Genomic DNA, 21,387 nt, shown 5'->3' with positions numbered 1-21,387 from the left:
ATCCGGCAAAGCGCGAACTGATACGTAGTGAACTGCTTAAAACTTCTTCGGAGAAAAACTATGCGATACAACCTGTTCGGGCCGGGCAACGACGTCGTGCTACTGGTCTCGCGCATCCTGCTGACCTCCCTGTTCATCCTGTTCGGCTGGTCCAAGATCACCGGCTTTTCGGGCACCGTCGACTACATGGCGCACGTGGGCGCGCCCGTGCCGATGTTGTCGGCCGTCATCGCCGTGATCATGGAGTTCGCGGTTGGCATTCTGCTGCTCGTAGGCTTCTACACGCGGCCGCTCGCCGTGCTGCTCGCGATCTACACCGTTGCGACGGCATTCATTGGCCATCACTTCTGGACCATGACCGGCGCCGATCAAATGATGAACATGATCAACTTCTACAAGAACATCAGCATCGCAGGCGGCTTGCTCGCACTCGCGGTAACGGGTCCGGGACGGATCTCGATCGACAGGAAGTAACGCACGGTTTTTGGGGCTGTAGAAAGGCGCGATGCCGCATGGCATCGCGCCTTTTTTGCGTTCCTGATAATTTGATCGAATCTCAAGGAGACATGCACGCATTGCCCGCCCAACGATGCGCACACGACAGACACGGCTTGATATGCTTGGCAGCGCGCCCGCCTATCCTCACGTTCTCCTTACGATCCATTACGCGCGATGCACGACCCACAAGACAACCTCTACGCGTACCTCACTTCGCTCCAGCAATCGGCACTGAGCGCGCTCAAGCGCCTGCCGCTCAAGAACCGCGCCGCGCAAGGCACGCTCATGGCGCTGCGCGCCGTGTGCGCGGCGGGTCTTGCGTATAGCATCGGCCGCGCGCTCCACACCGAGCAGGCGTTCTGGGCCGCGATCACCGCTATTGCCGTCACCCAGCACGATTACGCCGATACGCTTGCGCAGTCGCGCGACCAGTTCATCGGCGCGATTGCGGGCGGCGCGGTGGGGCTCGCCACGGCCGCGTTCGGCCCGGAAAATCTCGCGGCGTACCTCGTCGCGGTGAGCGTGGTGATCATCGGCTGCTGGTGCCTGAGTGTGAGCACCGCCGCGCGGCTGGGCGCGATCACCACCACCATCGTGCTCCTCGTGCCCTTCAACGGGCCGGTATGGGACGTTGCGCTCTTTCGCGTGGCGCAGGTGGCCATCGGCATGGCCTGCGCGGTGCCGGTCAGCTGGCTGTTTTCATATGTCGAGCAACGCTGGCTGCATGCGTGAGAGCCGTCTCTCAACTCACGCGAAATAATCCATCTCCGGGCGCTCAGGAATCCGGCCCGCGTTAGCGGCGATAATCCATACCGCTGTGCGGCCAGGTTGCCGGGGGCGAAATCTGCCCCGCGTGCGCGCAGTCGCCGCGCAAATGCCCCTGTCGACGCGAAATCGTGCGAAACTCCCCCGCCGCGCTCTGCCGACGCCATGCAAGACATGACGACATTAAGGGGCGCAATCGACACCGCAACCCACGCCGCCGCAATTTCACCTATGAACACCACCACCCGTCCCACCGCTTCGAACGCCAAGTCCAGCAAGTCCATCACGCTCCTGCAAATGCTCGCGCTGATCGCGGCTGGCGGCATCGCGGCCTCGCTGCTGTTCCGCTACTTCCTGTGAGCGCAGCGCGTCCGGGGCATTGAGCCAACCGTTTTCGCTTATGTACAAGAAAGGCGTCGCCCTCGAAATCCAGTTCTCACCCGAACGCCTGAATGACGGCGCAGGCGACCCGTACTGGATCGACCTCACCGCCGACGAAGCCGCCGCGCTGCTCGCCACGCTGCAAACCAGGCTCGCTGCGCGCGAAAGCACCGCAGCGCCGCTCGTCGTCGCGCTCGACACGCCGCGCGAAAGCGCCGCGCCCGAAGCACCGGCAAGCGCCTCAACGGCTGCTGCCGGCGTCGACGACGGCCTCAAGCAATGGGTCTGCGTGATCTGCGGCTGGGTGTACGACGAAGCGGCAGGCGCCCCCGACGACGGCCTCGCCCCGGGCACCCGCTGGGCCGACGTGCCCGAAGACTGGCGCTGCCCGCTCTGCGACGTGGGCAAGGAAGACTTCGCGCTCGTCGAGTTCTAACGCGACGCTCAAGGCGCGCGGCTGTTCACACGAGCGCGCGTCCAAGCGGCTCGTAGAACAGCGCAAACAACTCCGACTGCGAACTCACGCCGAGCTTCGCGTAAATATGCTTCTTGTGCGCGCGCACGGTCTCGAACGAAATTTCGAGCCGCTCCGCAATCGCGCGCGTGGAAAAGCCGCTCAGGCTCAAACGCACCACTTCGATCTCGCGCGCGGTGAGCGCCACGCGTCCGCTTTGCTGCGTGACCGCTTCGATGCGGCTCGCGAAGCCCGCTTCGCTCAACTGCCCCTGCTGCGCCGCGCTTTGGGCTTCAGCCGAGTCCGACGCGACCGCCTCGGCAACTCCCTCGGCAAACGTCTCAGACGCGAGCCGCTGCTTCATGAGCGCGACCACCCAAGGCGCGAACATCGCGAACAACGCAATATCGCGCTCCGTGTAATGGTGCTTTGCGCCCAGCGAGAAAATCAGCGTGCGCTCGCCATCCACCGGCAAGTTGAACTGCACCTCGTCGCCGATGATGTTGCTCTTGAAGTAGCGCTGATAGTAGTCCGTCATGCGGAAGTTGTCGGGCGCGACTTCGGCGAGCGTGATGAGTCCCGCGCGCGGCTTCTCGCTAGCGTTGAGATAGAACGGATCGAGCAGGTACATCCCCTCCAGATACGCGCGGAACAAGAGATCCACGGTGCCGTCGGGCATGGGCGACTCGGCGCAGACAAGCGGCGCGCGATCGCGCCGGAAGACGAGCGCAACCCAATTGTCGAACGCGACAAAGCGCTCGATCACGCGCGTGATGCGGGTCCAGAAGTCCGAGCCGTCGATGGCGTCGATCAGCGTCGCGATATGGTGATGGAACGCGCGGTCCTGCCAGTCCAGTTCCATGGCCTCTCCGATCAGGGGTACCCCTGCAGGGTAATTCCTCGACAAAAATAACGTGGAGATAATAGCCGCTCCTGACGCCCACGCGGTGCTTTACGTAATACATAAGGAAGGAGACAAGCATGCAACTCGAACTCGCGCAGATCCCGGTCGTGGACGGCGCAGTCGCTCCCAACCTGGCCCGCGTGCTCGACGCTACGGCCAGGCGCCGCGAAGGCAGCGATCTCATCGTCTTTCCCGAAGCGACGCTCACGGGCTTTCCCACGCGCGAAAACGTGCGCGACGTGGCCGAAACGCTCGAAGGCCCCTCGCTCTCCAAAGTGCGCGACGCCGCACGCGCAGCCAATATCGGCGTCGCCGTGGGCCTCGCCGAGCGCGATGGCGATCGTTTCTACAACACCACCGTGCTGATCGACGAACGCGGCGACATCGCGCTGCGTTACCGCAAGACGCACCTGTGGGCCACGGACGTGGGCGTGTTCACGCCCGGCGAGCGCTACGAGGTGTGCGAATTCAAGGGCACGACCGTTGGTCTCTTGATCTGCTACGACATCGAGTTTCCCGAAACGGCGCGTGCCGTTGCGTCGCTCGGCGCGGAAATGCTCGTTGTCACGAACGGCAATATGGATCCATTCGGCCCCGTGCATCGCCGCGCGATCGTCGCGCGCGCCATGGAGAACCAGATGTTCGCGGCGCTCGTGAACCGCACCGGTGACGGCGACGACAACCTCACGTTCCCCGGGGAAACGGCGCTCGTGAGCCCGTTCGGCGACGTCCTCTGCGAGTTGAAGGACGAAGACGCGGTGCTGCACGCGAAGGTAGATCGCGCGCTCCTCGCGCAAAGCCGCGAACACTACAGCTATCTGCACGACGCACGCATTGCGCTCAATCTCGTGGACGAGAACGACGCGCAAGGGCGTCGCTCGCTCAATATCCGCCCGCGCGCGCGTTAAAGGCATTAAAGGCCTTAAAAGCAGCCTTAAAAGCGCCAGGCACCAGGACCCGGCAACAAGCGATCCGGCAAGCCGCTTCTCGTGGCTTGTCAGGCTCGCTCACGCCCGCCAGAACCGCAGCACCCAGGAGACAACTGCATCATGAAGCCTGCCTCGCCGTCGCATGAACGCGGCACTCACGTACCTCACCTGAAGCGCACGCTCGGCCTGCCGTCCGTGCTCCTGTTCGGCCTCGCCTACATGGCGCCGCTGATCGTCTACGGCACCTATGGCGTGCTCGCAGGCGCGAGCCAGGACACCGCCGCCCTCGCGTATCTCATCGCGCTCATCGCGATCGTGTTCACGGCCCTCAGTTACGGCAAGCTTGCGCGCCTTTTCCCTGTGGCGGGTTCAGCCTATACGTACACGCGCAAGAGCTTCAATGCACACCTGGGCTTCATGATCGGCTGGGCCACGCTGCTCGATTACTTCTTCCTGCCGATGGTGATCTGGCTGATCGGCGCGGCTTATCTTGGCGCTGCGTTCCCGAGCGTGCCCACATGGATCTGGATTGTCGCGTTCATCGTCTTCACGAGCGCGCTGAACATCATCGGCATCGAACTCGCAGCACGCTTTAACATCGTGCTGATGATCGTGCAGCTCGGCATCACGGCAATGTTCGTAGTCCTTTGTTTGCACTACGCCGCCGCGGCCGCAGGTCCGGGCGGACTCGTCGCAGCGCAGCCGTTCTTCCAGCCGCACGTGCCGCTTTCGGCCACGATGGCGGGCGCTGCGATCGCCGCATATTCGTACCTCGGCTTCGACGCCGTTTCCACGCTCACCGAGGAAACCATCGAGCCCGAAAAGACCATTCCGCGCGCGATCGTGCTGATCGCGCTGGTGGGCGGCGCAATCTTCGTGATCGCTGCGTACACGCTGCAACTCGCGCATCCGGGCGCCGTGTTCAAGGACCCCGACTCGGCCGCGTTCGAAATCGCCCGCAAGGTGGGCGGCGATATCTTCGTGACGATTTTCCTCGCGGGCCTGATTCTCGCGCAGTTCGCCTCGGGTATCTCGGCGCAGGCCAGCGTGGGGCGTTTGCTCTATGCGATGGGCCGCGATGAAGTGCTGCCCAAGTCGATTTTCGGCTACATTCACCCGCGTTTTCGCACGCCGGCGATCAACATCGCGATTGCGGGTGTCGTTGGTTTGATCGCGCTGAAGCTCGACGTGGCCACGTCCACCTCGTTCATCAACTTCGGCGCGTTCCTCGCGTTCACGTCGGTGAACCTGTGCGTGATCCGCCAGTACTTCAGCGGCGCGGCAGGCACGCGTGGCTTTGGGCTCCTCGGCGGTCTGGTGTTCCCGCTGATCGGCGCCGTGACCGATATCTGGCTGCTGTGCAGCCTCGAAAAGACCGCGATCGTGCTCGGCATTGTCTGGTTCGTGCTCGGCCTCGTGTATCTCGGCTGGATCACGCGGTGCTTCCGGCAAGCGCCGCCGGAAATGGCGGTGTAAGCGAAGCGCCTCGCACTGCCTGTTTCAAACAAAACGGCGAGCGTCCCTTACGGGCGCTCGCCGTTTTTCTATCCAGTGCAGCAAAAAGAACCGCTCGGCTATCCGACCCCGCCAGCCGCGCCCGGGCGCCAAGATTGACACGGGCTTTCGCGTTGGGCGGAAGCCCGTTTTTTTCGTCATGCGGGATGTAAGGTTCGAGACGCCTTCGCCCGGCTTTCGAAATGCCTCGAAAAAACGAGCGTTCGGTCATGCGCAGCGGAACCGAACTACAATGCATCCCGTCCGATGCAATGCCGCATTGCTGCCCTGTTTGCCCCAAACATGCCCCGTTTTTCGAAAAATTTCCCTCGTTTGCCCGTCCCGCTTCGCAGCGCCGCCCTCGCCGTCATCACGGTGACGCTGGCTGCTGCGCTCGGCGCGTGCTCCTCGGCCAAGCCCGGTTTCCAGGAAGATCAGTTGCTGAGCACCGCGCCCAGCCAGTTCTCGCGCAGCTTCAACTACGCGAGCACGGACGCCTGCGAGTCGTCGCGCCGCGCGCTGCTGAGCCAGGGCTACATGACGACGATGACGCGCAACGACACCGTCGACGCCACGAAGAACTTCCAGCCGACGATGGATCAGCACATCGTCGTGGAGGTGCACGTGGTCTGCACGCCGGGCGATGCGAGCAATACGAGCATGGTGTACGTCAACGCCGTGCAGAACGGCTACGCGCTCAAGAAGAGCGATACCTCGGCGAGCGTGGGGCTCTCGATTCTGGGGTCGGTATCGCTGCCTATTCGCTCGAACAGCGACGAGATGGTGAAGATTTCGAGCGAGACGATCCAGTCAGGCCCGTTTTACTCGCGCTTCTTCGATCTGGTGGGGCGGTATTTGAACGCTTCGGCGCGCAGCGAGCCTGTGCCGGGCACCGACGCGATCAAGAGTGCGCCGCTTCCGCCGCCCATCGAGCCGGTCACGGCAAGCGCAGCGCCCGCCGCGACCACGGTGGGGTCGGCAGCGCCGGCCGCTGCTGCAGCGGCTGCGGCAACGGGGGCGGCAGTGCTGCATAGCGCCACGCTGTCGGCCGCGCCGGTGGTAACGGCGCCGGCGGCTGCGCCCGCGGCTGCGTCGGCGCCAGCTACGGCGGCGCCCGCGCCCGCCGCATCGACTCCGGGCGCCTCCGCTCCGGTGGACCACGCCACGGCGGCTGCGGCCGCGATCATGGGCGTGCCGGCGACGGTTTCCGCAAACCCGCAGCCTGCGGGGCTCGCGGCGAGTGTGACCACTCACAATGCGGCGACGCCCGTTGCGGCGTCGGCAAGCGCCACGGCAGCGCAAACGCTCGCTTCGACCTCGGCGGCCGCAGGCACTCCTACCACGCAGAGCGCGGCGGCCACGCCGGCCGTATCGACCACCGGCAGCACGACCACGCCCTAAGCGCCCGGCGCGCCGAGCCGGCGTCACGCCAACCGGCTCGCGCACAACCGCGCGAGCCTTCCGCCGCCTGCGCGCTCAGCGCAAGCCGGCCATCATCGCGCCCATGCCCACGAGCAGGCTGCCCATCAGGCGATTCACGGCACGCATACGCCTCGGCCGTTGCAGCACGTGGCGCAGCCGGTGCGAGAACAGCGCCATTGAAGCCACGCCGCCCGCAAACAGCACCGCAAACGTCGCCGCCAGCAGCAAATACTGACGGTTGGCGCTCCAGGGCGCGTCGGCGCTCATGAACTGCGGGAAAAACGACGGAAAGAACAGCAAGGTCTTCGGATTGAGCCCCGAAGTCGCGAATCCGCGCCAGAACAGATCGCGACGGCTTGCGTTATCGGCTGCTTCGGCAGCCACATCCGTACCAGCCAGCGAGCGGCTGCGCCACTGCTTGCAGCCCAGCCAGACGAGATAGGCTGCACCCAGCCAGCGCAAAAGCGTAAGTGAATGCTCACTAATCAACAGCAGCGAATTGAGGCAAAGCGCCGTCAGCGCGAGCTGGAGCAGCACCGCGAGCGTGCCGCCCCAGACGCAGGGCAGCGCGCGGCGCCAGCCGGCATGGAGCGCCTGGCTCATGGTGAGCACGTTGACTGGACCGGGGGTGTAGACGAGTACGAGCGCGGCGGCGAGAAAAGATAGATACAGCTGGATCGACATTGCTGGGCGTGCTGGCGAAGACGTGTTGACGGACGGCGCTCGGGGTAGCGAAAGGCATCAAAAGCGGGTATCGAAACCAGGCAACAAAAAACCGCGCGAGAGCGCGGTTTTCAAATGCCAACTGCCTGACCGGACATTGCTGGCCGCGTGGTATACGCGCGCAACGCCCGGTAGCCGCCGCAGGGTGCAACGGAAACCGGCCCTGACGGACCACCGCGGCTTGTGGCTGCGGCGGCGCTCCCCACCGCGGGGAGGTGGCCGCGTGGGTCGTGCCAGGCAAGAAGGCATGGAGAAAATATACCGGTGAATAGCCGGATTAGGCTTCCGGTTTTCAGGTAGAAACGGTTAATGCACGGAATCTTCTTCCGCTAAAATTGACCCTACCTGTACAAGATTCTTTTTCGCCATGAGCCCTCGTGAACGTGCCCCCAAAGCGCTCGACAATCAGGACCGCAAGATCCTCAGCGCCCTGCAAAAGAACGCCCGACTGTCGAACGCCGAGCTGGCCGAGCAGGTGGGCATGTCCACGACCGCGTGCTGGAACCGCACGCGCCAGCTCGAAGCCGATGGCTATATCGACGGCTATGTCGCGCTCGTGAACCAGCAAAAGCTGGGCTACGCGGACATCGTGATTCTGGAAGTGACGCTCGACCGTCACGAAGACGACGCGCTCGCGCGCTTCGGCGCCGAACTCGCGGCGCTGCCCGAAGTGCTGGAGGCTTATCTCGTCTCCGGCGAGTACGACTACTGGATCAAGGTGGCGGTGGACGGCACCGCGGGCTACGAGCGTTTCCTGCGCGAGAAGCTCTATCGCATTTCGAGCATTCGCCACAGCCGTTCGATGTTCGCCTTGCGCTGCATGAAGGATGTGCCGTCCATGCAGGTGTAACGGCTGACGAGCGGCAGGCAGGCACCCGGCCGCTCGCTTCGACGCGATCGCGCTTTCACGCCGCGAGTTTTCCCGTCACGCCGTTGCTCGCCGGCGCGCTCACGCCTGCGCGCGCGAAGCGAAGCGCTTGTATCAGCGTTTCGTGTTCGCCTATGTGATTCGCAAGCAGCAGAATGAGTTGTGCGTTGGCCGATTGACTCTGCGCCTCGTCGAGATCGCGATGCATGTCGATCAGCGCTTCGTAAAAGTCGTCCGGTCTTGCCAGATTCGGTTGGGTGTTCAGCATGGTTGTTTCCTCTTCCTCTATGCCGTGCCTTGCACGCAAAGCGCCCGCTTGAGTGCGCTTTCCACGCGCGCCGCGTCGGCGCGCCGCCAGCGTGCGCTCACGTGCTGGTCCGGACGAATCAAATAGAACGCCCCATCCTGCGCGCCGTAGCGCTGCGCCGCCAGCCCTTGCGCGTCGCGCAACACCACCGTCGATGCAGGCAGACCCGCGGGCACAGCCGCATCGCCTTCGAGCATCACCACGAACTTGAGCGGCACCGGTGAATGCGAGAGCGCCTGCAGCGTGTCGAGCGTCGCGGTATCGAATGCCGAGCCCGCGCGGCTGAACACGAGGCCCGCGAACTGGTCGCCCAGATGCGCAAGCAGCCAGCTCTCGTTACCCGCTGCGTTTAGCACCGGCGCGTCCGCACACGAAGCGCCCGGCTCCATCTTGCCGTCGAACGTATCTTCGTCGGGCGTGTTCAAGGTCGATTCGCGCAGCACCGCCGGCACGGAAAGCCGGCCGCTGTTCACCAACTGCCGCGCGAACGCATGCTCGCGAGCGAGCGTGAGCACGGCATCGCGGAACATGCGGCTCACCGCGCTCTTCGGCGTGATGAAGTCGGTCGAACGCGTCGAGTTGCGGATGTTTTCGTCGGCTGCGTATTCGCGCTCGCTCGCATAGGTGTTGAGCAGCGCGTCGGGCGCGTGGTTCTCCAGCACCATGGCGAGCTTCCATGCGAGGTTCTCGCCGTCCTGAAAGCCGCTATTCGCGCCGCGCGCGCCGAACGGCGAAACCAGATGCGCCGAGTCGCCCGCGAACAGCACGTTGCCCTGGCGGAAGCTGTCCATACGCAGGCACGAGAACGTGTAGATGCTCACCCACTCCAGTTCGAATTTCACATCGGGGCCGAGCAGCGCGCGCACGCGTGGAATCACGCGCTCGGGCGTTTTCTCGAGCACCGGGTCGGCGTCCCAGCCAAGCTGAAAGTCGATGCGCCACACGTTGTCGGGCTGGCGATGCAGCAGCACCGACTGGTTCGGATGAAACGGCGGATCGAACCAGAACCAGCGTTCGGTGGGGAAGTCGGCTTCCATTTTCACGTCGGCGATGAGGAAGCGGTCCTTGAACGTGCGCCCGTGACTGTCGAGGCCCAGCAGCTTGCGCAGCGGGCTGCGCGAGCCGTCGGCGGCCACCACGTAGCGCGCGAGCAGCGTGTACGGGCCGTCCGGTGTTTCGATTTCGAGCGCGACGTGCGCATCGCTTTCGCCCGGCGTGCCGTGCTGCGCCACGCCCGTCACCTTGTTCTTCCAGCGAATTTCCAGGTTGGGCAACGCCTGCGCGCGTTCGAGCAGGTAGCCTTCCACGTAGTACTGCTGAAGATTCACGAAAGCCGGCCGATGGTGACCGCTTTCAGGCAGCAGGTTGAACGTGTAGACGAGCTCGTCCTTGCGGAACACCTTGCCCACGTTCCAGCTCACGCCCTTTTCGACCATGCGCTCGCCGCAGCCGAGGCGGTCGAAGATATCGAGCGAGCGCTTGGAAAAGCAGATGGCGCGCGAGCCCGTGGAAAGCGTGCAGTCGTCGTCCACGAGCACCACCTGCACACCTTGCCGCGCGAGGTCGATGGCGGTCACCAGGCCCACCGGCCCCGCGCCGACCACCACGACCGGACGCACGCACGCAGCGGCGTCCGGGGTTTGTTCACTGCATCGCGCGTAGTCGAAGGTCAGCGTCTGATAGTCGATCATCTTTTTGTCTCCACCGATGCCCTAGCAGCTTTAGTCCTGCAACGCGTCCCACATCTCCTTGTCGCGCTGCGCCGTCCAGATGCGCGGATGCGTCATGCCGCTCGCCTCGTCAAACGCGCGCGTCACGTCGAACGGCAGGCAATGCTCGTAGATGAACACATGGCCGAACTTCGGGTCCATCGCCTCGCGCGTGAGCGACATCGCGCCCTTCAGGTCGAGCTTCTGTTCCACGGCGGCGCGGCCCTGTGCGAGCAGCGTGGTCACGAAGTCCTTCGTGTAGTCGAGACCCTTGTTCACTTCGGCGGGGTTGAGCAGCGCGGGGCCGCGGCCCGGCACGAGCTTATCGGCGCCAAGCGAGCGCAGCGCTTCGAGCGTGGCGGGCCAGTCGGCGAGTTGGGCATCGCCGCAATAGCACGCAGCGTCGTATTCGACGAGGTCGCCCGAGAACAGCACCTTCTGCTCGGGCAGCCACACCACGGTGTCGCCCTTCGTGTGACCCGAGCCGAGGTGCGCGATCTTCACTTCGAGCTTGCCGAGGAACAGCGTGATTTCCTTCTCGAACACGAGCGTGGGCCACGTGAGGCCCGGCACCGTTTCGACACCCGCGAAAAGGCGCGGGAAGCGCTCGATTTCCGACTTCATGTCGGCTTCGCCGCGCTCGACGATCATTTCATACGTGCCGCGGCTCGCGATGATCTGCTGCGCGCCTTCCTTGAAGTACGCCGAAGCGCCCAGCACGCGCACGGCGTGATAGTGCGAGAGCACGACGTACTTGATGGGCTTGTCCGTGACCGTGCGGATCTTCGCGATGAGGTCCTGCGCCATGGCGGGCGTAGCCGTGGTGTCGACGATCAGCACGCCGTCGTCGCCGATGATGACGCCCGAGTTGGGATCGCCTTCCGTGGTGTACGCGTATGCGTTTTCCGAGAGCTGCGTGAACGTGACCTTCTTTTCTTCGAGGTCGGCCTGGGATGCGAACGCCTTTGCCATGTTGAGTCTCCGTATCGAGGGGCTCTTGAAGCCAGGGCGGGGCGAAGCGTGCAGGGGCCGGACGCGCACGGCGCCAGCTCTGGTTGTCTCGCCCCGTTTGAATTTGGACCGCTGTTGTGCCGGGGTGAGGCCATCTTGGCCTTCCGGTTTATATTTGTCAATAGCGAATTACATTGCTATACGCTAATTTCTAGCCGGAGCGCGCTGCAGCCTGTCGGTTGCCAGGGGCCGCCACCGTTCAGTTAACATGGACCCTTTTTCAGCCAGAGAAAAGCGCAAATGAGACGTCGCAACGAAAGCGCCGCTTGCACGCCGGAAAGCAGCGCCACGGCGGCCCGCGCGCAGCGCGGCATTCAGAGCGTCGAGGTGGGCGGACGCCTGCTGCGTGCCCTCGCCGACGCGCGCTCGCCGCTTGGCGCCACCGATCTCGCGGCGAGCGGCGACATTCCGTCGAGCCAGGCGCACGCCTATCTCGTGAGCCTGACGCGCCTCGGGCTCATCAAGCGCGACGCGCTTTCGGGGCGCTATGAGCCCGGCCCGCTCGCGCTGCGCCTCGGGCTGCTCCATCTCGCGCAGCAGCCCGCGCTGCGTGAGGCGGTGCCGCGCGCGGCCGCGCTCGCGCAGGCGCTCAACTGCAGCGTCGCGCTCTGTATCGCCGGGCCGCAGGGGCCGACCATCGTGCGCTACGAGCACGCGAGCCTGCCGTTGCACGTGAACCTGCACGTAGGTACCGTGATGTCGCTGCGGGCCACGGCCACGGGCCGCGTGTTCTGCGCGTTCCTCGGGCCCGAGGCGCTCGAAGCCGTATGGGCCACGCAAACCGCGCAGCCGGTGTGGCGCGGCACCAGCCACACGGCAAACGCCGCCAGCGCGCCGCAAGAAAGCACGCCCGACGCCGACTTCCTCGCCTCGCTCGACACCATCCGCGCGCGCGGCTACGAACTCGCCATCGACACACCCAGCCCCGGCGTGAGCAGCGTGTGCGTGCCCGTACTCGGGCCGCAGCGCGAAGCGAGCCTCACGCTCACCGCTATTGGCGCGAGCGGCGCACTCGACGTGCGCGCGAACGGCGCAGTCGTGCGCGCGCTGCGCGAGGCGGCCGCAGAAATCGCCGCCGCCGCTTTTTCCTCGACACCGACATGCCCCGAGTAAGCTCCAAGCCCCCGCGCGACAACGACGACGACGTGACCCAAGCCGCGAGCGCAGACGTCGCGGCCAGCGTCACGCCCGAAGCCGACAAGCCGCAGCGCGGCATCCAGTCGCTCGATGTCACGGGCGAACTGCTCGCCGCGCTCGTCGCGGCCGGCACGCCCTTGCCGCTGCGCGACCTGGCCGCCGCCGCGGGCATGGCGCCCGCCAAGGCCTTCCCGCACCTCGTGAGCCTCCAGAAGATCGGCCTGCTCGCGCGCGACGCAGCGGGCCGCTACGAAGCGGGACCGCTCAGCCTCGAACTCGGCCTGATCGGCCTTGCGCGGCTTTCGCCAGTGCGCGAAGCCGATGCCGAACTGGTCGGCCTCGCCGCCGCCACCGCGATGAGCGTCGCGCTCGCGGTGCCGGGGCCGCTCGGCCCGACCGTCGTACGTCTCGAAGAATCGGCGCTGCCGCTGCACGTGAGCCTGCGCCCCGGCACGGTGATGTCGCTCGTGAACACGTCGATCGGACGCGTGTTCGCCGCATGGGTCGACGACGACGTGCGCGCCGCCCTCCTCGCCCAGGACGAACTGCGGCTCGCGGGCGCGAAGCCGCGCGAAGGCGCGACGCCCGCCTACCTCGCGCGGCTCGCCGCCATTCGCGCCGAGGGTGTGGATACGGCGCTCGACAAGCCGATTCCCGGCATCAGCACCGTGACCGCGCCCGTGTTCGACCACACGGGCAGCGTGTGCCTCGTGCTCGCGGTGATGGGACCTTCGGGCAGCCTCGACATCGCGCGCGAAGGCACGGCGGCGCAACTGCTGATCGCCGCCGCGCAGCGCCTCTCGCGGCGCTTCGGCTACATGGAAGGCGCGGCGGCCGCGCCGCTATGAACGCCTTTCGCGCGCAATACAAAAACAGCACGCCCCTCTGATGAGAACCAATCTATGAGCACGGCATCGACCGGACCAACGTTGCGCCAGATCGCCGACCTGCCCTGCCCGCGCGGCGTGCCGCTGCTCGGCAATCTGTTGCAGCTTTCGCCGCCGCGTCTGCATTTGATCCTTGAACAGTGGGCCGCCGAACTCGGTGCGCCTTACCGCTTTCAGGTGGGAAGCATCCCCATCACGATCTGGACCGACACCGAGCTGATCCAGCAGATCATGCGCGAGCGGCCGCATCGCTTCCGCCGCTATCAGCCGATCGAAGCGGTGTTCGAGGAGATGGGCTTCAACGGGCTTTTCTCCGCCGAAGGCGTAGCGTGGGAACCGCAACGCAAGCTCGTGATGCAGGCGCTCTCGATACCCAACATCAAGGCCTTCTACCCCACGCTGGCCGAGATCACGCAGCGGCTTCACGCACGCTGGCAACGCGCGGCCGAGCGCGGCGAGACCGTCGAGATGACCGACGACCTCAAGCGCTACACAGTGGACGTGACGAGCGCGCTCGCGTTCGGCGAAGACCCCCGCACGCTGGAGCGCGATCACGGCGTGATTCAGGAGCACCTGGAGCGCATCCTGCCGGGCGTGATGAGGCGCACCAATGCGCTCTTTCCCTACTGGCGATATTTCAGGCTGCCGTCGGACCGTAAGCTCGAGCGCTCACTCGCGGAAGTACACCGCTACGTCAACGCGATGATGGCGCGCGCACGCGAGCGCATGCGCGACGAGCCCTCGGAAACGCCGCGCAATCTGCTCGAAGCGATGCTTGCCCAGCAGCAAGCGCCAGGCGGCGACACTTCCATCAGCGACGCGCAAATCCGCGCGAATGTGCTCACGCTGCTGATCGCGGGCGAAGACACCACCGCCGATTCCATCGCGTGGACGCTGCCCTACCTCGCCGCGGATACGGCCTTGCAGCAGCATCTCGGCGACGAAGCGCAGCGCGTGCTCGGCAATTCGAACGTCTGCCCCGACTACGCGACGTTGAAAGACCTCGATATTTTCGAGGCGGTCTGTATCGAGGCGACGCGTTTGCGCCCGGTGGCGTCCGTGCATTCGTTCGAGCCGCTGGAAGATGTGGTGGTGGACAACGTGGCGTTGCCCAAAGGCACGCGCATGTTCTTCGTCGCGCGCCCCGCCATGCTGGATGCGAAAAATTTCGCCGATCCGCAGCGCTACGATCCGTGGCGCTGGATGAAGCGCGGCGAACGCGAATCCGATGATGGAAAAGCCCATGACGTGCGCGCTTATCTGCAGTTCGGCGCGGGGCCGCGCGTGTGTCCTGGCCGCCATCTCGCGACGGTGGAAATGCGCCTCGCGCTCTCGATGCTGATGAAGTCGTTCACGATCGAGCTGGCGATCGATCCCGCGAAGATTCAGGAAGTGCAGGCGTTCACGATGGTGCCGGATACGATGCCGGTGCGGCTCAAACGGCGCGAGGGCGCCACATCTGCCTAAGCGTCAACGCCCGTCCTCGGGCGTGCCAACTGTGGGGGCATCGTCGGGCGCGCCATCGCTGCGCGCCTGTGCGTCGCGCACCTTTTCGAGCGCCTTGGGCCCGAGCCCGAGCGACACGCCCAGCGCGAGCGCATCGAGCACAGCCAGATGCGCGATGCGCACCACGGCAGGCGCATGCGCATCGCTCGCGGCGGGCACGCGCAGCAACAGCGGAATGTCCACCACCCAGGCGAGCCGCGAGCCGGCACTCGTGAGCGCGATGGTCGTCGCACCTCGCTCCTTGGCGATCTGAATGCTTTCGTTGACCTCGACGCTGCGCCCCGACTGCGAGATCGCGAACGCCACGTCGCCCGGTTCGAGCAGCGCCGCGTAGAGGCGCTGCAAGTGCGCATCCGTGAACGCGCTCGCGGCGATGTCGAGCCGCAGCAGGCGCAGCGCCGCGTCTTGCGCAACGAGCCCCGAACCCGCGCCCACGCCGAAAAAGTACACGCGCCGCGCGCTGGAGAGCGCCGCCACCGCGGCCTCGAATACGGCGGTATCGAGCGAAGCGCGCGCATGTGTCACGCCCTGGACCACCGACTCCGTGACCTTGTCGAGCAACGTGCCGACCTCACCGGCCCACCCGGCGCCGCTCGCCTCGCCACCCGTCATCTCCGTGGCGAGCGCGAAGGGCACGTTGCCCGCCGCGCTCTGCGCGAGCCGCATCTTGAAGTCGCGCAGGCCGTGCGCACCCACCGCGCGGCAAAAACGCGTGACGGATGGCTCGGACACGTCCGCGCGCAACGCGAGCTCGGTGATGCTCGCGCGCATGGCGAAGTCGATGTCGGCAAGCACCATCTCCGCGACCTTGCGCTCGGCGGGACGCAGCGACTCCGCGACGTTGCGGATGTGATGGATCAGGTTGGAGACCGGCAAGCTGTTTTTCCCGAGGAAGGTACGAGGCGCCCGCTATCCAGTTTCGATGCGTGCTTCCGCTTCAATCGAGCCGCTTGCCGCTTTCAGTATCGAACAGATGCAGGTGCGCCAAAGGCAAACCTAGCGTCATGCGCTGACCCGGCGTGACGTCCGGGCGCGCGCGCGTGGTGACGCACCATGTCGTGTCGCCTATTTTCCCGTACAAGTGGGTCTCCGCGCCAGTCGGCTCGATCACGTCGACGGTGAACGGCACGTCGCCACCCGCCTCGATGTGCTCGGGCCGCACGCCGAGCGTCACGCGCGCGCCCGCTTGCACTTTACCTTCCGGCAGCGGGATACGTGCGCCGCCTTCGAGCACGAGCGCCGTGCCGCGCGCGTCGCTCATCACCGTGCCCACGGCGAAGTTCATCGACGGCGAGCCGAGGAAGCTCGCCACGAACAGGTTGCCCGGCTTGTCGTAAAGATCGAGCGGTCGGCCAATCTGTTCGATACGCCCCGCGTTCATCACGACGATACGGTCGGCCATCGTCATCGCCTCGATCTGGTCGTGCGTGACGTACACCACCGTGTTGCGCAGGCGCTGGTGCAGCGCCTTGATCTCGGTGCGCATCTGCACGCGCAGCTTGGCGTCGAGGTTCGAAAGCGGCTCGTCGAAGAGGAACAGCGCGGGCTCGCGCACCACGGCGCGGCCCATGGCGACGCGCTGGCGCTGGCCGCCCGAAAGCGCGCGCGGCAGGCGCTCCAGGTAGCTCGACAGGTTGAGCATTTTCGCGGCGGCTTCGATGCGCGGCTTGAACCCGTCCTCGCGCTCCTTGCGAATGCGCGGACCGAACGCGATGTTCTCGTACACCGAGAGATGCGGGTAGAGCGCGTAGCTCTGGAACACCATCGAAATGTTGCGCTGCTGCGGCGGCAACGCGTTCGCCCGCGTGCCGCCGATGGTGAGGTCGCCGCCGGAGATGTCTTCGAGACCGGCGATCATGCGCATCACCGTCGTCTTGCCGCAACCCGAGGGGCCGACGAGCACGACGAATTCGCCGTCTTCGATGTCGAGATCGACGCCGTGCACGACCTGCGTGTCGCCATAGCGCTTGTAGATGCCGTTCAGTTGTACCGCTGCCATGCTTTCCTCGTATGCGTGAAGTCTTTTCAGGTCGAAGCGTCGCGTGCGCGCCTCAGAACGGGTCTAGCGTCAGCTCGTTCGCCATCAGCCGGTTGCCCGCCATGAGGCCCGCATCCACGGGCAGCGCCACGCCCGTGATCACGCGCGCTTGCGGCGAAGCGAGAAACTGCACGGCGTCGGCGATATCCTCGGGCGTGGCCACGTCGCCGAGCGGATACCATTTGCTTAGTTCTTCGAAGATCCTGGGATGCTGCTCGACACGCGCGCGCCACGCGGGCGTTTTCACCGTGCCCGGACAGACGATGTTCGCGCGTATGCCGTGCGGCCCCAGCTCCATGGCGAGCGCCTTCGTGTAGCTCACGAGCCCCGCCTTCGCGGCGCTGTACGCAGGGTGGCCGAGCGCCGAAAGGCCGTTCACCGAGCCGATCAGCACGAGCGCGCCGCGCCGGCGTTCGATCATCGAGGCGCGCACGGCTTCGACCGTGTAGTAGGTCCCGTTCAGGTTCAGGTCGATATCGCGCCGCCAGCTCGCGGCGTCGGTATGCGCGAGCGTCGTGCCGAGCGCGCCGCCCGCGTTCGCCACCGCCACGTCCACCGGGCCGCGCGCCGCCACACCGCGCGCCACGGCCTGGGCCACGGCGGCCTGATCGCTCACGTCGGCAGCGAGCGGTTCGAGGCGCGCCGCGCCCGCTTCGCCTAATTCCGCCGCGAGTTGTTGCACGAGCGCCGCGTCGCGGTCGAGCGCGAGCACAGTGTCGCCCGCTTCCAGAAACCGTTTGCACAGCGCGCGGCCTATGCCGCCGCTCGCCCCCGTCACCAGCACCACCCGGCTCATGTCGATTCTCCGTGAGGCCCGCCAGTCTTGCCGTCGAGCCTGAAAATTTCCTACATACGAATGGCGTGCGGTTGCCTGTATGCGGGTTTATACCGACCGCATCGCGCTGCTGCAACGCATGAATTTCCCCTGTTTTACAGCATGTTATGCAAATTTCCGCACTGGAAACAATATCGAGATTACCAGGTGACAACGCTTTTTTCATCCTGTAGGATTTTTTCAAACAACGCAACCCAGCAGCCGGGTCAAGGCGGCGGCATAAGCAGGAAAAACCACCAGCAACAACAACCCCGCATGGGATGGGACTAAGCGCTAAAGCGCCAATTCCCATCGACAAGGAGAGAGAGAATGTCGTTTCAGGCACGTGCAACCACCATGCTCGGCAAGCTCGCCGTCGCGCTAGCGTTCGCCGGCATCACCGCCGCGGCGCACGCCGACACGGTCCGCGTGACCGTCGCCCACTACAGCGACGCCACCGCCCCGTACTTCGAGAAAATGGCCAAGCAGTTCGAGGCCGCCAACCCCGGCATCACGATCAAGATCGAAGACGTGAACTGGGACTCGCTGCAACAGAAGCTGCAAACGGACATTTCCGGCGGCGCCAACGCCGACCTCGCGATCATCGGCACGCGCTGGCTCCTCGACTTCGTGAAGGACGACATCGCCGAGCCGCTCGACCCGTACATGGACGCGAACTTCAAGGGCCGCTTCATCGGTCCGTTCCTCGCTCCGGGTCAGATCAACGGCAAGACCTACGGCCTGCCGATCGCCGCCTCGGCGCGCGCGCTGTACTACAACAAGGACATGCTCGCCTCGGTTGGCTATCCGAACGGCCCGAAGACCTGGAACGATGTCATCGACGCATCGAAGAAGCTCAAGGCGAAGGGCATTGCGGGCTTCGGCCTGCAGGGCAAGGAAATCGAAACCGACGTGTACTTCTACTATGCGCTGTGGACCCACGGCGGCGAAGTGGTGGGCAAGGACGGCAAGGCGGCATTCAACTCGCCGGCTGGCGTGAAGGCCGCGACGCTCTACAAGACCATGATCGACGAAGGTCTTACGCAGCCGGGCGTGACGGGTTACAGCCGTGAAGACGTGCAGAATCTCTTCAAGCAGGGCCGCGTGGCGATGATGATCTCGGCGCCGTTCCTCGCCAAGCAGCTGAAGAAGGAAGCACCGAACATCAAGTACGGCATCGACCCGATCCCGGTTGCAACGACGCCTGCAACGTATGCGGTGACCGACTCGATCATGATGTTCAAGAACTCCAAGGTGAAGCCAAGCGCCTGGAAGTTCCTGGACTACCTGTTCACGAAGGAACCGCGCGTGCAGTTCACGAGCACGGAAGGCTTCCTGCCGACCACGAAGGCTGAAGCGACCGACCCGGTGTTCCAGGACCCGGATACGCAAGCGTTCATCGCGCTCCTGCCGCACGCCAAGTTCGCGCCGACCGTGACGGGCTGGGAAGACACCGCGAAGGCCGTGACCAACGGGATGCAGTCGATCTATCTCGGCAAGGCCAAGCCCGCCGACGCACTGAACCAGGCGGCCACCGAAGCGAACAAGTCGCTTGGCAAGTAAGTTGGCAAATGAGTTTGGCAGATCAGTCTGCAAGCAAGCCTTGATGGCAAAACCGGCGCGCGCCCGAAATTCCGGGCGCGCGCCGGAACGCCTGAGAACCGACGTTTCGAAGCACTGACGATTCGACATGACTACGGGTCCCCTGAAGCCCTCGCCCGCCACAGCAGCGGCTGGCGATGCCCCCGACCGATCACGCGCACGCACCCGCATGAGCCGACAACCCCGCGCCGTATCCGCGCCCCGCGCGCCCTGGCTCCTGATCGTGCCGAGTCTCGTGCTCGCGCTCTTTATCATCAGCTATCCGATCTTCAACATCGTGTATCAGTCGCTGCACGATGTGTCGCGCTTCGGGCAGATCCGCGACTTCAGCGGCCTGCAAAATTTCTATAACGTGTTTGGCGATCCGGTGTTCATGAGCGCCCTCAGGAACACGCTGATCTGGACATTCTTCGTCGTGGTGGGCACGGTGCTCATTTCCGTGCCCGTCGCGCTCGTGCTCAATCAGGACTTCTACGGCCGCGGCATTGCGCGCACGATCGTCATGCTGCCGTGGTCCGTCTCGCTCACGATGACGGCCGTGGTCTGGCGCTGGGCGTTCAACGACGACTACGGCATGGTCAACGTCACGCTGCAACGTCTCGGTCTGACTTCGGGGCCGATCCACTGGCTCGCGACGCCCGAGTATGCGTTCCCTGTCGAAATCTGCGTCGGCATACTCGTGTCGATACCGTTCACGACCACGATCCTGCTCGGCGGCCTTTCCTCCGTGCCTGGCGATATTTACGAAGCCGCGCGCATCGACGGCGCGAGCGCCTGGCAGCAGTTCCGCAAGCTCACGCTGCCGCTGCTCAAGCCGTTCATCAACATGGCGATCCTGCTGAACGTGATCTATGTGTTCAACTCGTTCCCGATCATCTGGGTCATGACGCAAGGCGGCCCCGATGACAGCACGCATATTCTCGTCACGTACCTTTACGAGCTCGGCTTCCGGTTAGGACGACCAGGCGAAGCCGCCGCCGTCTCGCTCATCATGCTCGTGATCCTGTTCGCGTTCTCGGTGGTCTACCTGCGCTTGCAGGCCAAACGCGGCGGCGCCGAAGGAGACCTCGCATGAACCGCAAGCTCAAACGCTCGATCTGGTGCTGGCTCGCACTCTCACCGCTCATCGTGGCCGTGCTGTTCCCGTTCGCGGTGATGTTCTTCACCTCGGTCAAGCCGGCTTCGGAAGTGTTCGTGTATCCGGCGCGCTGGCTGCCCATGCAGTGGCGCTGGCAGAACTACGTCGACATGTGGCAGGCCGCGAACTTTGGCGTCGCGCTTCGCAACAGCATTGTGGTGAGCTGTCTTTCCACGGCGCTCGCGCTCGCCGTGAGCCTGCCGGCCGCCTACGCGCTCGCGCGCTTCCCGTTCCGCGGGCGCGGCCTTTATCGCCAGTTCCTGCTCGTCACGCAGATGCTCTCGCCCATCCTGCTCGTGGTCGGCCTGTTCCGGCTTGCGGCGATGATTCCTTATGGCGACGGCAATCTCGTCGACTCGAAGATCGGCGTGATCGTCTCGTACGCGGCATTCAACATTGCCTTTGCCGTGTGGATGCTTTCGTCGTATTTCCAGACCGTGCCGCGCGATCTGGAAGAATCGGCATGGCTCGAAGGCTGCAGCCGCACGGGCGCCGTGTTCCGCGTGTTCCTGCCGCTCGCGGTGCCGGCCGTGGTGGTCACGGCGATCTTCACGTTCATCAGCGCGTGGAATGAATTCGCCGTGGTCTACACACTGATCCGCTCGCCCGAGAACAAGACGCTCACGGTGCAGGTCACCGACATGGTGGCCGGCAAGTACACCGTGGAATGGCAGCTCGTCATGGCGGCGACGCTCGCGGCCACACTGCCGGTTTCCGTCGTGTTCGCCTGGCTGCAGCGCTACATGGTGAAGGGGCTCGCGCTGGGCGCGGTGAAGTAACGGGAACAGAGCGCGAAATTC

The 21,387-nt window shown here is 65.0% G+C and carries 22 protein-coding genes; 14 read left to right on the top strand and 8 right to left on the bottom strand.

Annotated features, from left to right (window positions below):
* Nucleotides 1-60: 60 nt before the first annotated feature.
* From JMY28_RS18290 to JMY28_RS39440, 4 genes are all read left to right on the top strand, one after another.
* Complete coding sequence (locus JMY28_RS18290) at nucleotides 61-474, top strand: DoxX family protein (RefSeq protein ID WP_201697322.1); 414 nt, start codon at nucleotides 61-63, stop codon at nucleotides 472-474.
* A 198-nt stretch (nucleotides 475-672) separates the two neighbouring features.
* The gene (locus JMY28_RS18285) at nucleotides 673-1,230 is read left to right on the top strand and encodes an FUSC family protein (protein ID WP_201697321.1); all 558 of its coding nucleotides are present in this window, start codon (nucleotides 673-675) and stop codon (nucleotides 1,228-1,230) included.
* Nucleotides 1,231-1,494: 264 nt separating this feature from the next.
* Nucleotides 1,495-1,623, top strand: a complete 129-nt coding sequence (locus JMY28_RS39360) for a hypothetical protein (protein WP_267939366.1) — start codon at nucleotides 1,495-1,497, stop codon at nucleotides 1,621-1,623.
* Between the two features lie 40 nt (nucleotides 1,624-1,663).
* A complete protein-coding gene (locus JMY28_RS39440; RefSeq protein WP_201697320.1) occupies nucleotides 1,664-2,080 on the top strand; it encodes a rubredoxin in 417 nt (138 codons plus the stop codon).
* 25 nt (nucleotides 2,081-2,105) lie between these two features.
* Here the strand turns inward: JMY28_RS39440 and JMY28_RS18275 are convergent, their stop codons facing one another.
* A complete protein-coding gene (locus JMY28_RS18275) occupies nucleotides 2,106-2,960 on the bottom strand; it encodes a response regulator transcription factor (RefSeq protein ID WP_201697319.1) in 855 nt (284 codons plus the stop codon).
* A gap of 119 nt (nucleotides 2,961-3,079) precedes the next feature.
* Here JMY28_RS18275 and JMY28_RS18270 point away from each other — a divergent pair, with 119 nt between their 5' ends.
* From JMY28_RS18270 to JMY28_RS18260, 3 genes are all read left to right on the top strand, one after another.
* The gene (locus JMY28_RS18270) at nucleotides 3,080-3,910 is read left to right on the top strand and encodes a carbon-nitrogen hydrolase family protein (protein ID WP_201697318.1); all 831 of its coding nucleotides are present in this window, start codon (nucleotides 3,080-3,082) and stop codon (nucleotides 3,908-3,910) included.
* A 141-nt stretch (nucleotides 3,911-4,051) separates the two neighbouring features.
* Nucleotides 4,052-5,407, top strand: coding sequence for an APC family permease (locus JMY28_RS18265; protein WP_201697317.1), 1,356 nt, complete (start codon nucleotides 4,052-4,054; stop codon nucleotides 5,405-5,407).
* 351 nt (nucleotides 5,408-5,758) lie between these two features.
* Entirely contained in the window at nucleotides 5,759-6,826 is a 1,068-nt protein-coding gene (locus tag JMY28_RS18260; RefSeq protein WP_236596918.1) for a DUF2242 domain-containing protein, read from the top strand.
* Between the two features lie 75 nt (nucleotides 6,827-6,901).
* Here JMY28_RS18260 and JMY28_RS18255 read toward each other — a convergent pair whose 3' ends face one another.
* Entirely contained in the window at nucleotides 6,902-7,531 is a 630-nt protein-coding gene (locus tag JMY28_RS18255; RefSeq protein ID WP_201697315.1) for a LysE family translocator, read from the bottom strand.
* 406 nt (nucleotides 7,532-7,937) lie between these two features.
* Here JMY28_RS18255 and JMY28_RS18250 point away from each other — a divergent pair, with 406 nt between their 5' ends.
* Nucleotides 7,938-8,420: an Lrp/AsnC family transcriptional regulator gene (locus tag JMY28_RS18250; RefSeq protein WP_201697314.1), complete on the top strand. Its 483-nt coding sequence runs from the start codon at nucleotides 7,938-7,940 to the stop codon at nucleotides 8,418-8,420.
* A 55-nt stretch (nucleotides 8,421-8,475) separates the two neighbouring features.
* Here JMY28_RS18250 and JMY28_RS18245 read toward each other — a convergent pair whose 3' ends face one another.
* The 3 genes from JMY28_RS18245 to JMY28_RS18235 are packed head-to-tail and all read right to left on the bottom strand — an operon-like array spanning nucleotide 8,476 to nucleotide 11,426.
* Nucleotides 8,476-8,706 (bottom strand): DUF2783 domain-containing protein, encoded by a 231-nt coding sequence (locus tag JMY28_RS18245; protein ID WP_201697313.1) that lies wholly within the window; start codon nucleotides 8,704-8,706, stop codon nucleotides 8,476-8,478.
* 17 nt (nucleotides 8,707-8,723) lie between these two features.
* Nucleotides 8,724-10,436: an FAD-dependent oxidoreductase gene (locus tag JMY28_RS18240; protein WP_201697312.1), complete on the bottom strand. Its 1,713-nt coding sequence runs from the start codon at nucleotides 10,434-10,436 to the stop codon at nucleotides 8,724-8,726.
* Nucleotides 10,437-10,466: 30 nt separating this feature from the next.
* Nucleotides 10,467-11,426, bottom strand: coding sequence for an MBL fold metallo-hydrolase (locus JMY28_RS18235; RefSeq protein WP_201697311.1), 960 nt, complete (start codon nucleotides 11,424-11,426; stop codon nucleotides 10,467-10,469).
* A 279-nt stretch (nucleotides 11,427-11,705) separates the two neighbouring features.
* Here JMY28_RS18235 and JMY28_RS18230 point away from each other — a divergent pair, with 279 nt between their 5' ends.
* From JMY28_RS18230 to JMY28_RS18220, 3 genes are read left to right on the top strand one after another with little or no spacing between them, the layout of a single operon-like run.
* Nucleotides 11,706-12,578 (top strand): IclR family transcriptional regulator, encoded by an 873-nt coding sequence (locus JMY28_RS18230; protein WP_201697310.1) that lies wholly within the window; start codon nucleotides 11,706-11,708, stop codon nucleotides 12,576-12,578.
* A complete protein-coding gene (locus JMY28_RS18225; RefSeq protein WP_201697309.1) occupies nucleotides 12,566-13,450 on the top strand; it encodes an IclR family transcriptional regulator in 885 nt (294 codons plus the stop codon). The genes JMY28_RS18230 and JMY28_RS18225 overlap by 13 nt, the downstream gene beginning before the upstream one ends.
* Nucleotides 13,451-13,504: 54 nt before the next feature.
* Nucleotides 13,505-14,956: a cytochrome P450 gene (locus JMY28_RS18220; RefSeq protein ID WP_201697308.1), complete on the top strand. Its 1,452-nt coding sequence runs from the start codon at nucleotides 13,505-13,507 to the stop codon at nucleotides 14,954-14,956.
* Between the two features lie 3 nt (nucleotides 14,957-14,959).
* On the opposite strand, the gene JMY28_RS18215 is transcribed toward JMY28_RS18220, so the two are convergent.
* The 3 genes from JMY28_RS18215 to JMY28_RS18205 form a co-directional block, all read right to left on the bottom strand.
* Nucleotides 14,960-15,871: a MurR/RpiR family transcriptional regulator gene (locus JMY28_RS18215; RefSeq protein ID WP_201697307.1), complete on the bottom strand. Its 912-nt coding sequence runs from the start codon at nucleotides 15,869-15,871 to the stop codon at nucleotides 14,960-14,962.
* 61 nt (nucleotides 15,872-15,932) lie between these two features.
* Nucleotides 15,933-16,994 (bottom strand): ABC transporter ATP-binding protein, encoded by a 1,062-nt coding sequence (locus tag JMY28_RS18210; RefSeq protein ID WP_201697306.1) that lies wholly within the window; start codon nucleotides 16,992-16,994, stop codon nucleotides 15,933-15,935.
* 52 nt (nucleotides 16,995-17,046) lie between these two features.
* Complete coding sequence (locus tag JMY28_RS18205) at nucleotides 17,047-17,829, bottom strand: SDR family oxidoreductase (protein WP_201697305.1); 783 nt, start codon at nucleotides 17,827-17,829, stop codon at nucleotides 17,047-17,049.
* Nucleotides 17,830-18,177: 348 nt separating this feature from the next.
* On the opposite strand from JMY28_RS18205, the gene JMY28_RS18200 reads away from it, so the two are divergent.
* The 3 genes from JMY28_RS18200 to JMY28_RS18190 all read left to right on the top strand — a co-directional run bounded on the left by JMY28_RS18200 (nucleotide 18,178) and on the right by JMY28_RS18190 (nucleotide 21,366).
* Nucleotides 18,178-19,410, top strand: coding sequence for an ABC transporter substrate-binding protein (locus tag JMY28_RS18200; protein ID WP_201697304.1), 1,233 nt, complete (start codon nucleotides 18,178-18,180; stop codon nucleotides 19,408-19,410).
* Between the two features lie 208 nt (nucleotides 19,411-19,618).
* Nucleotides 19,619-20,524 (top strand): carbohydrate ABC transporter permease, encoded by a 906-nt coding sequence (locus tag JMY28_RS18195; protein WP_201697303.1) that lies wholly within the window; start codon nucleotides 19,619-19,621, stop codon nucleotides 20,522-20,524.
* The gene (locus JMY28_RS18190) at nucleotides 20,521-21,366 is read left to right on the top strand and encodes a carbohydrate ABC transporter permease (protein ID WP_201697302.1); all 846 of its coding nucleotides are present in this window, start codon (nucleotides 20,521-20,523) and stop codon (nucleotides 21,364-21,366) included. The genes JMY28_RS18195 and JMY28_RS18190 overlap by 4 nt, the downstream gene beginning before the upstream one ends.
* The last annotated feature ends 21 nt before the right edge of the window (nucleotides 21,367-21,387 follow it).

The sequence above is a fragment of the Paraburkholderia hiiakae genome (genome assembly GCF_904848665.1).
Lineage (GTDB): Bacteria > Pseudomonadota > Gammaproteobacteria > Burkholderiales > Burkholderiaceae > Paraburkholderia > Paraburkholderia hiiakae.
This window is presented reverse-complemented; position numbering and strand designations above follow the sequence as displayed.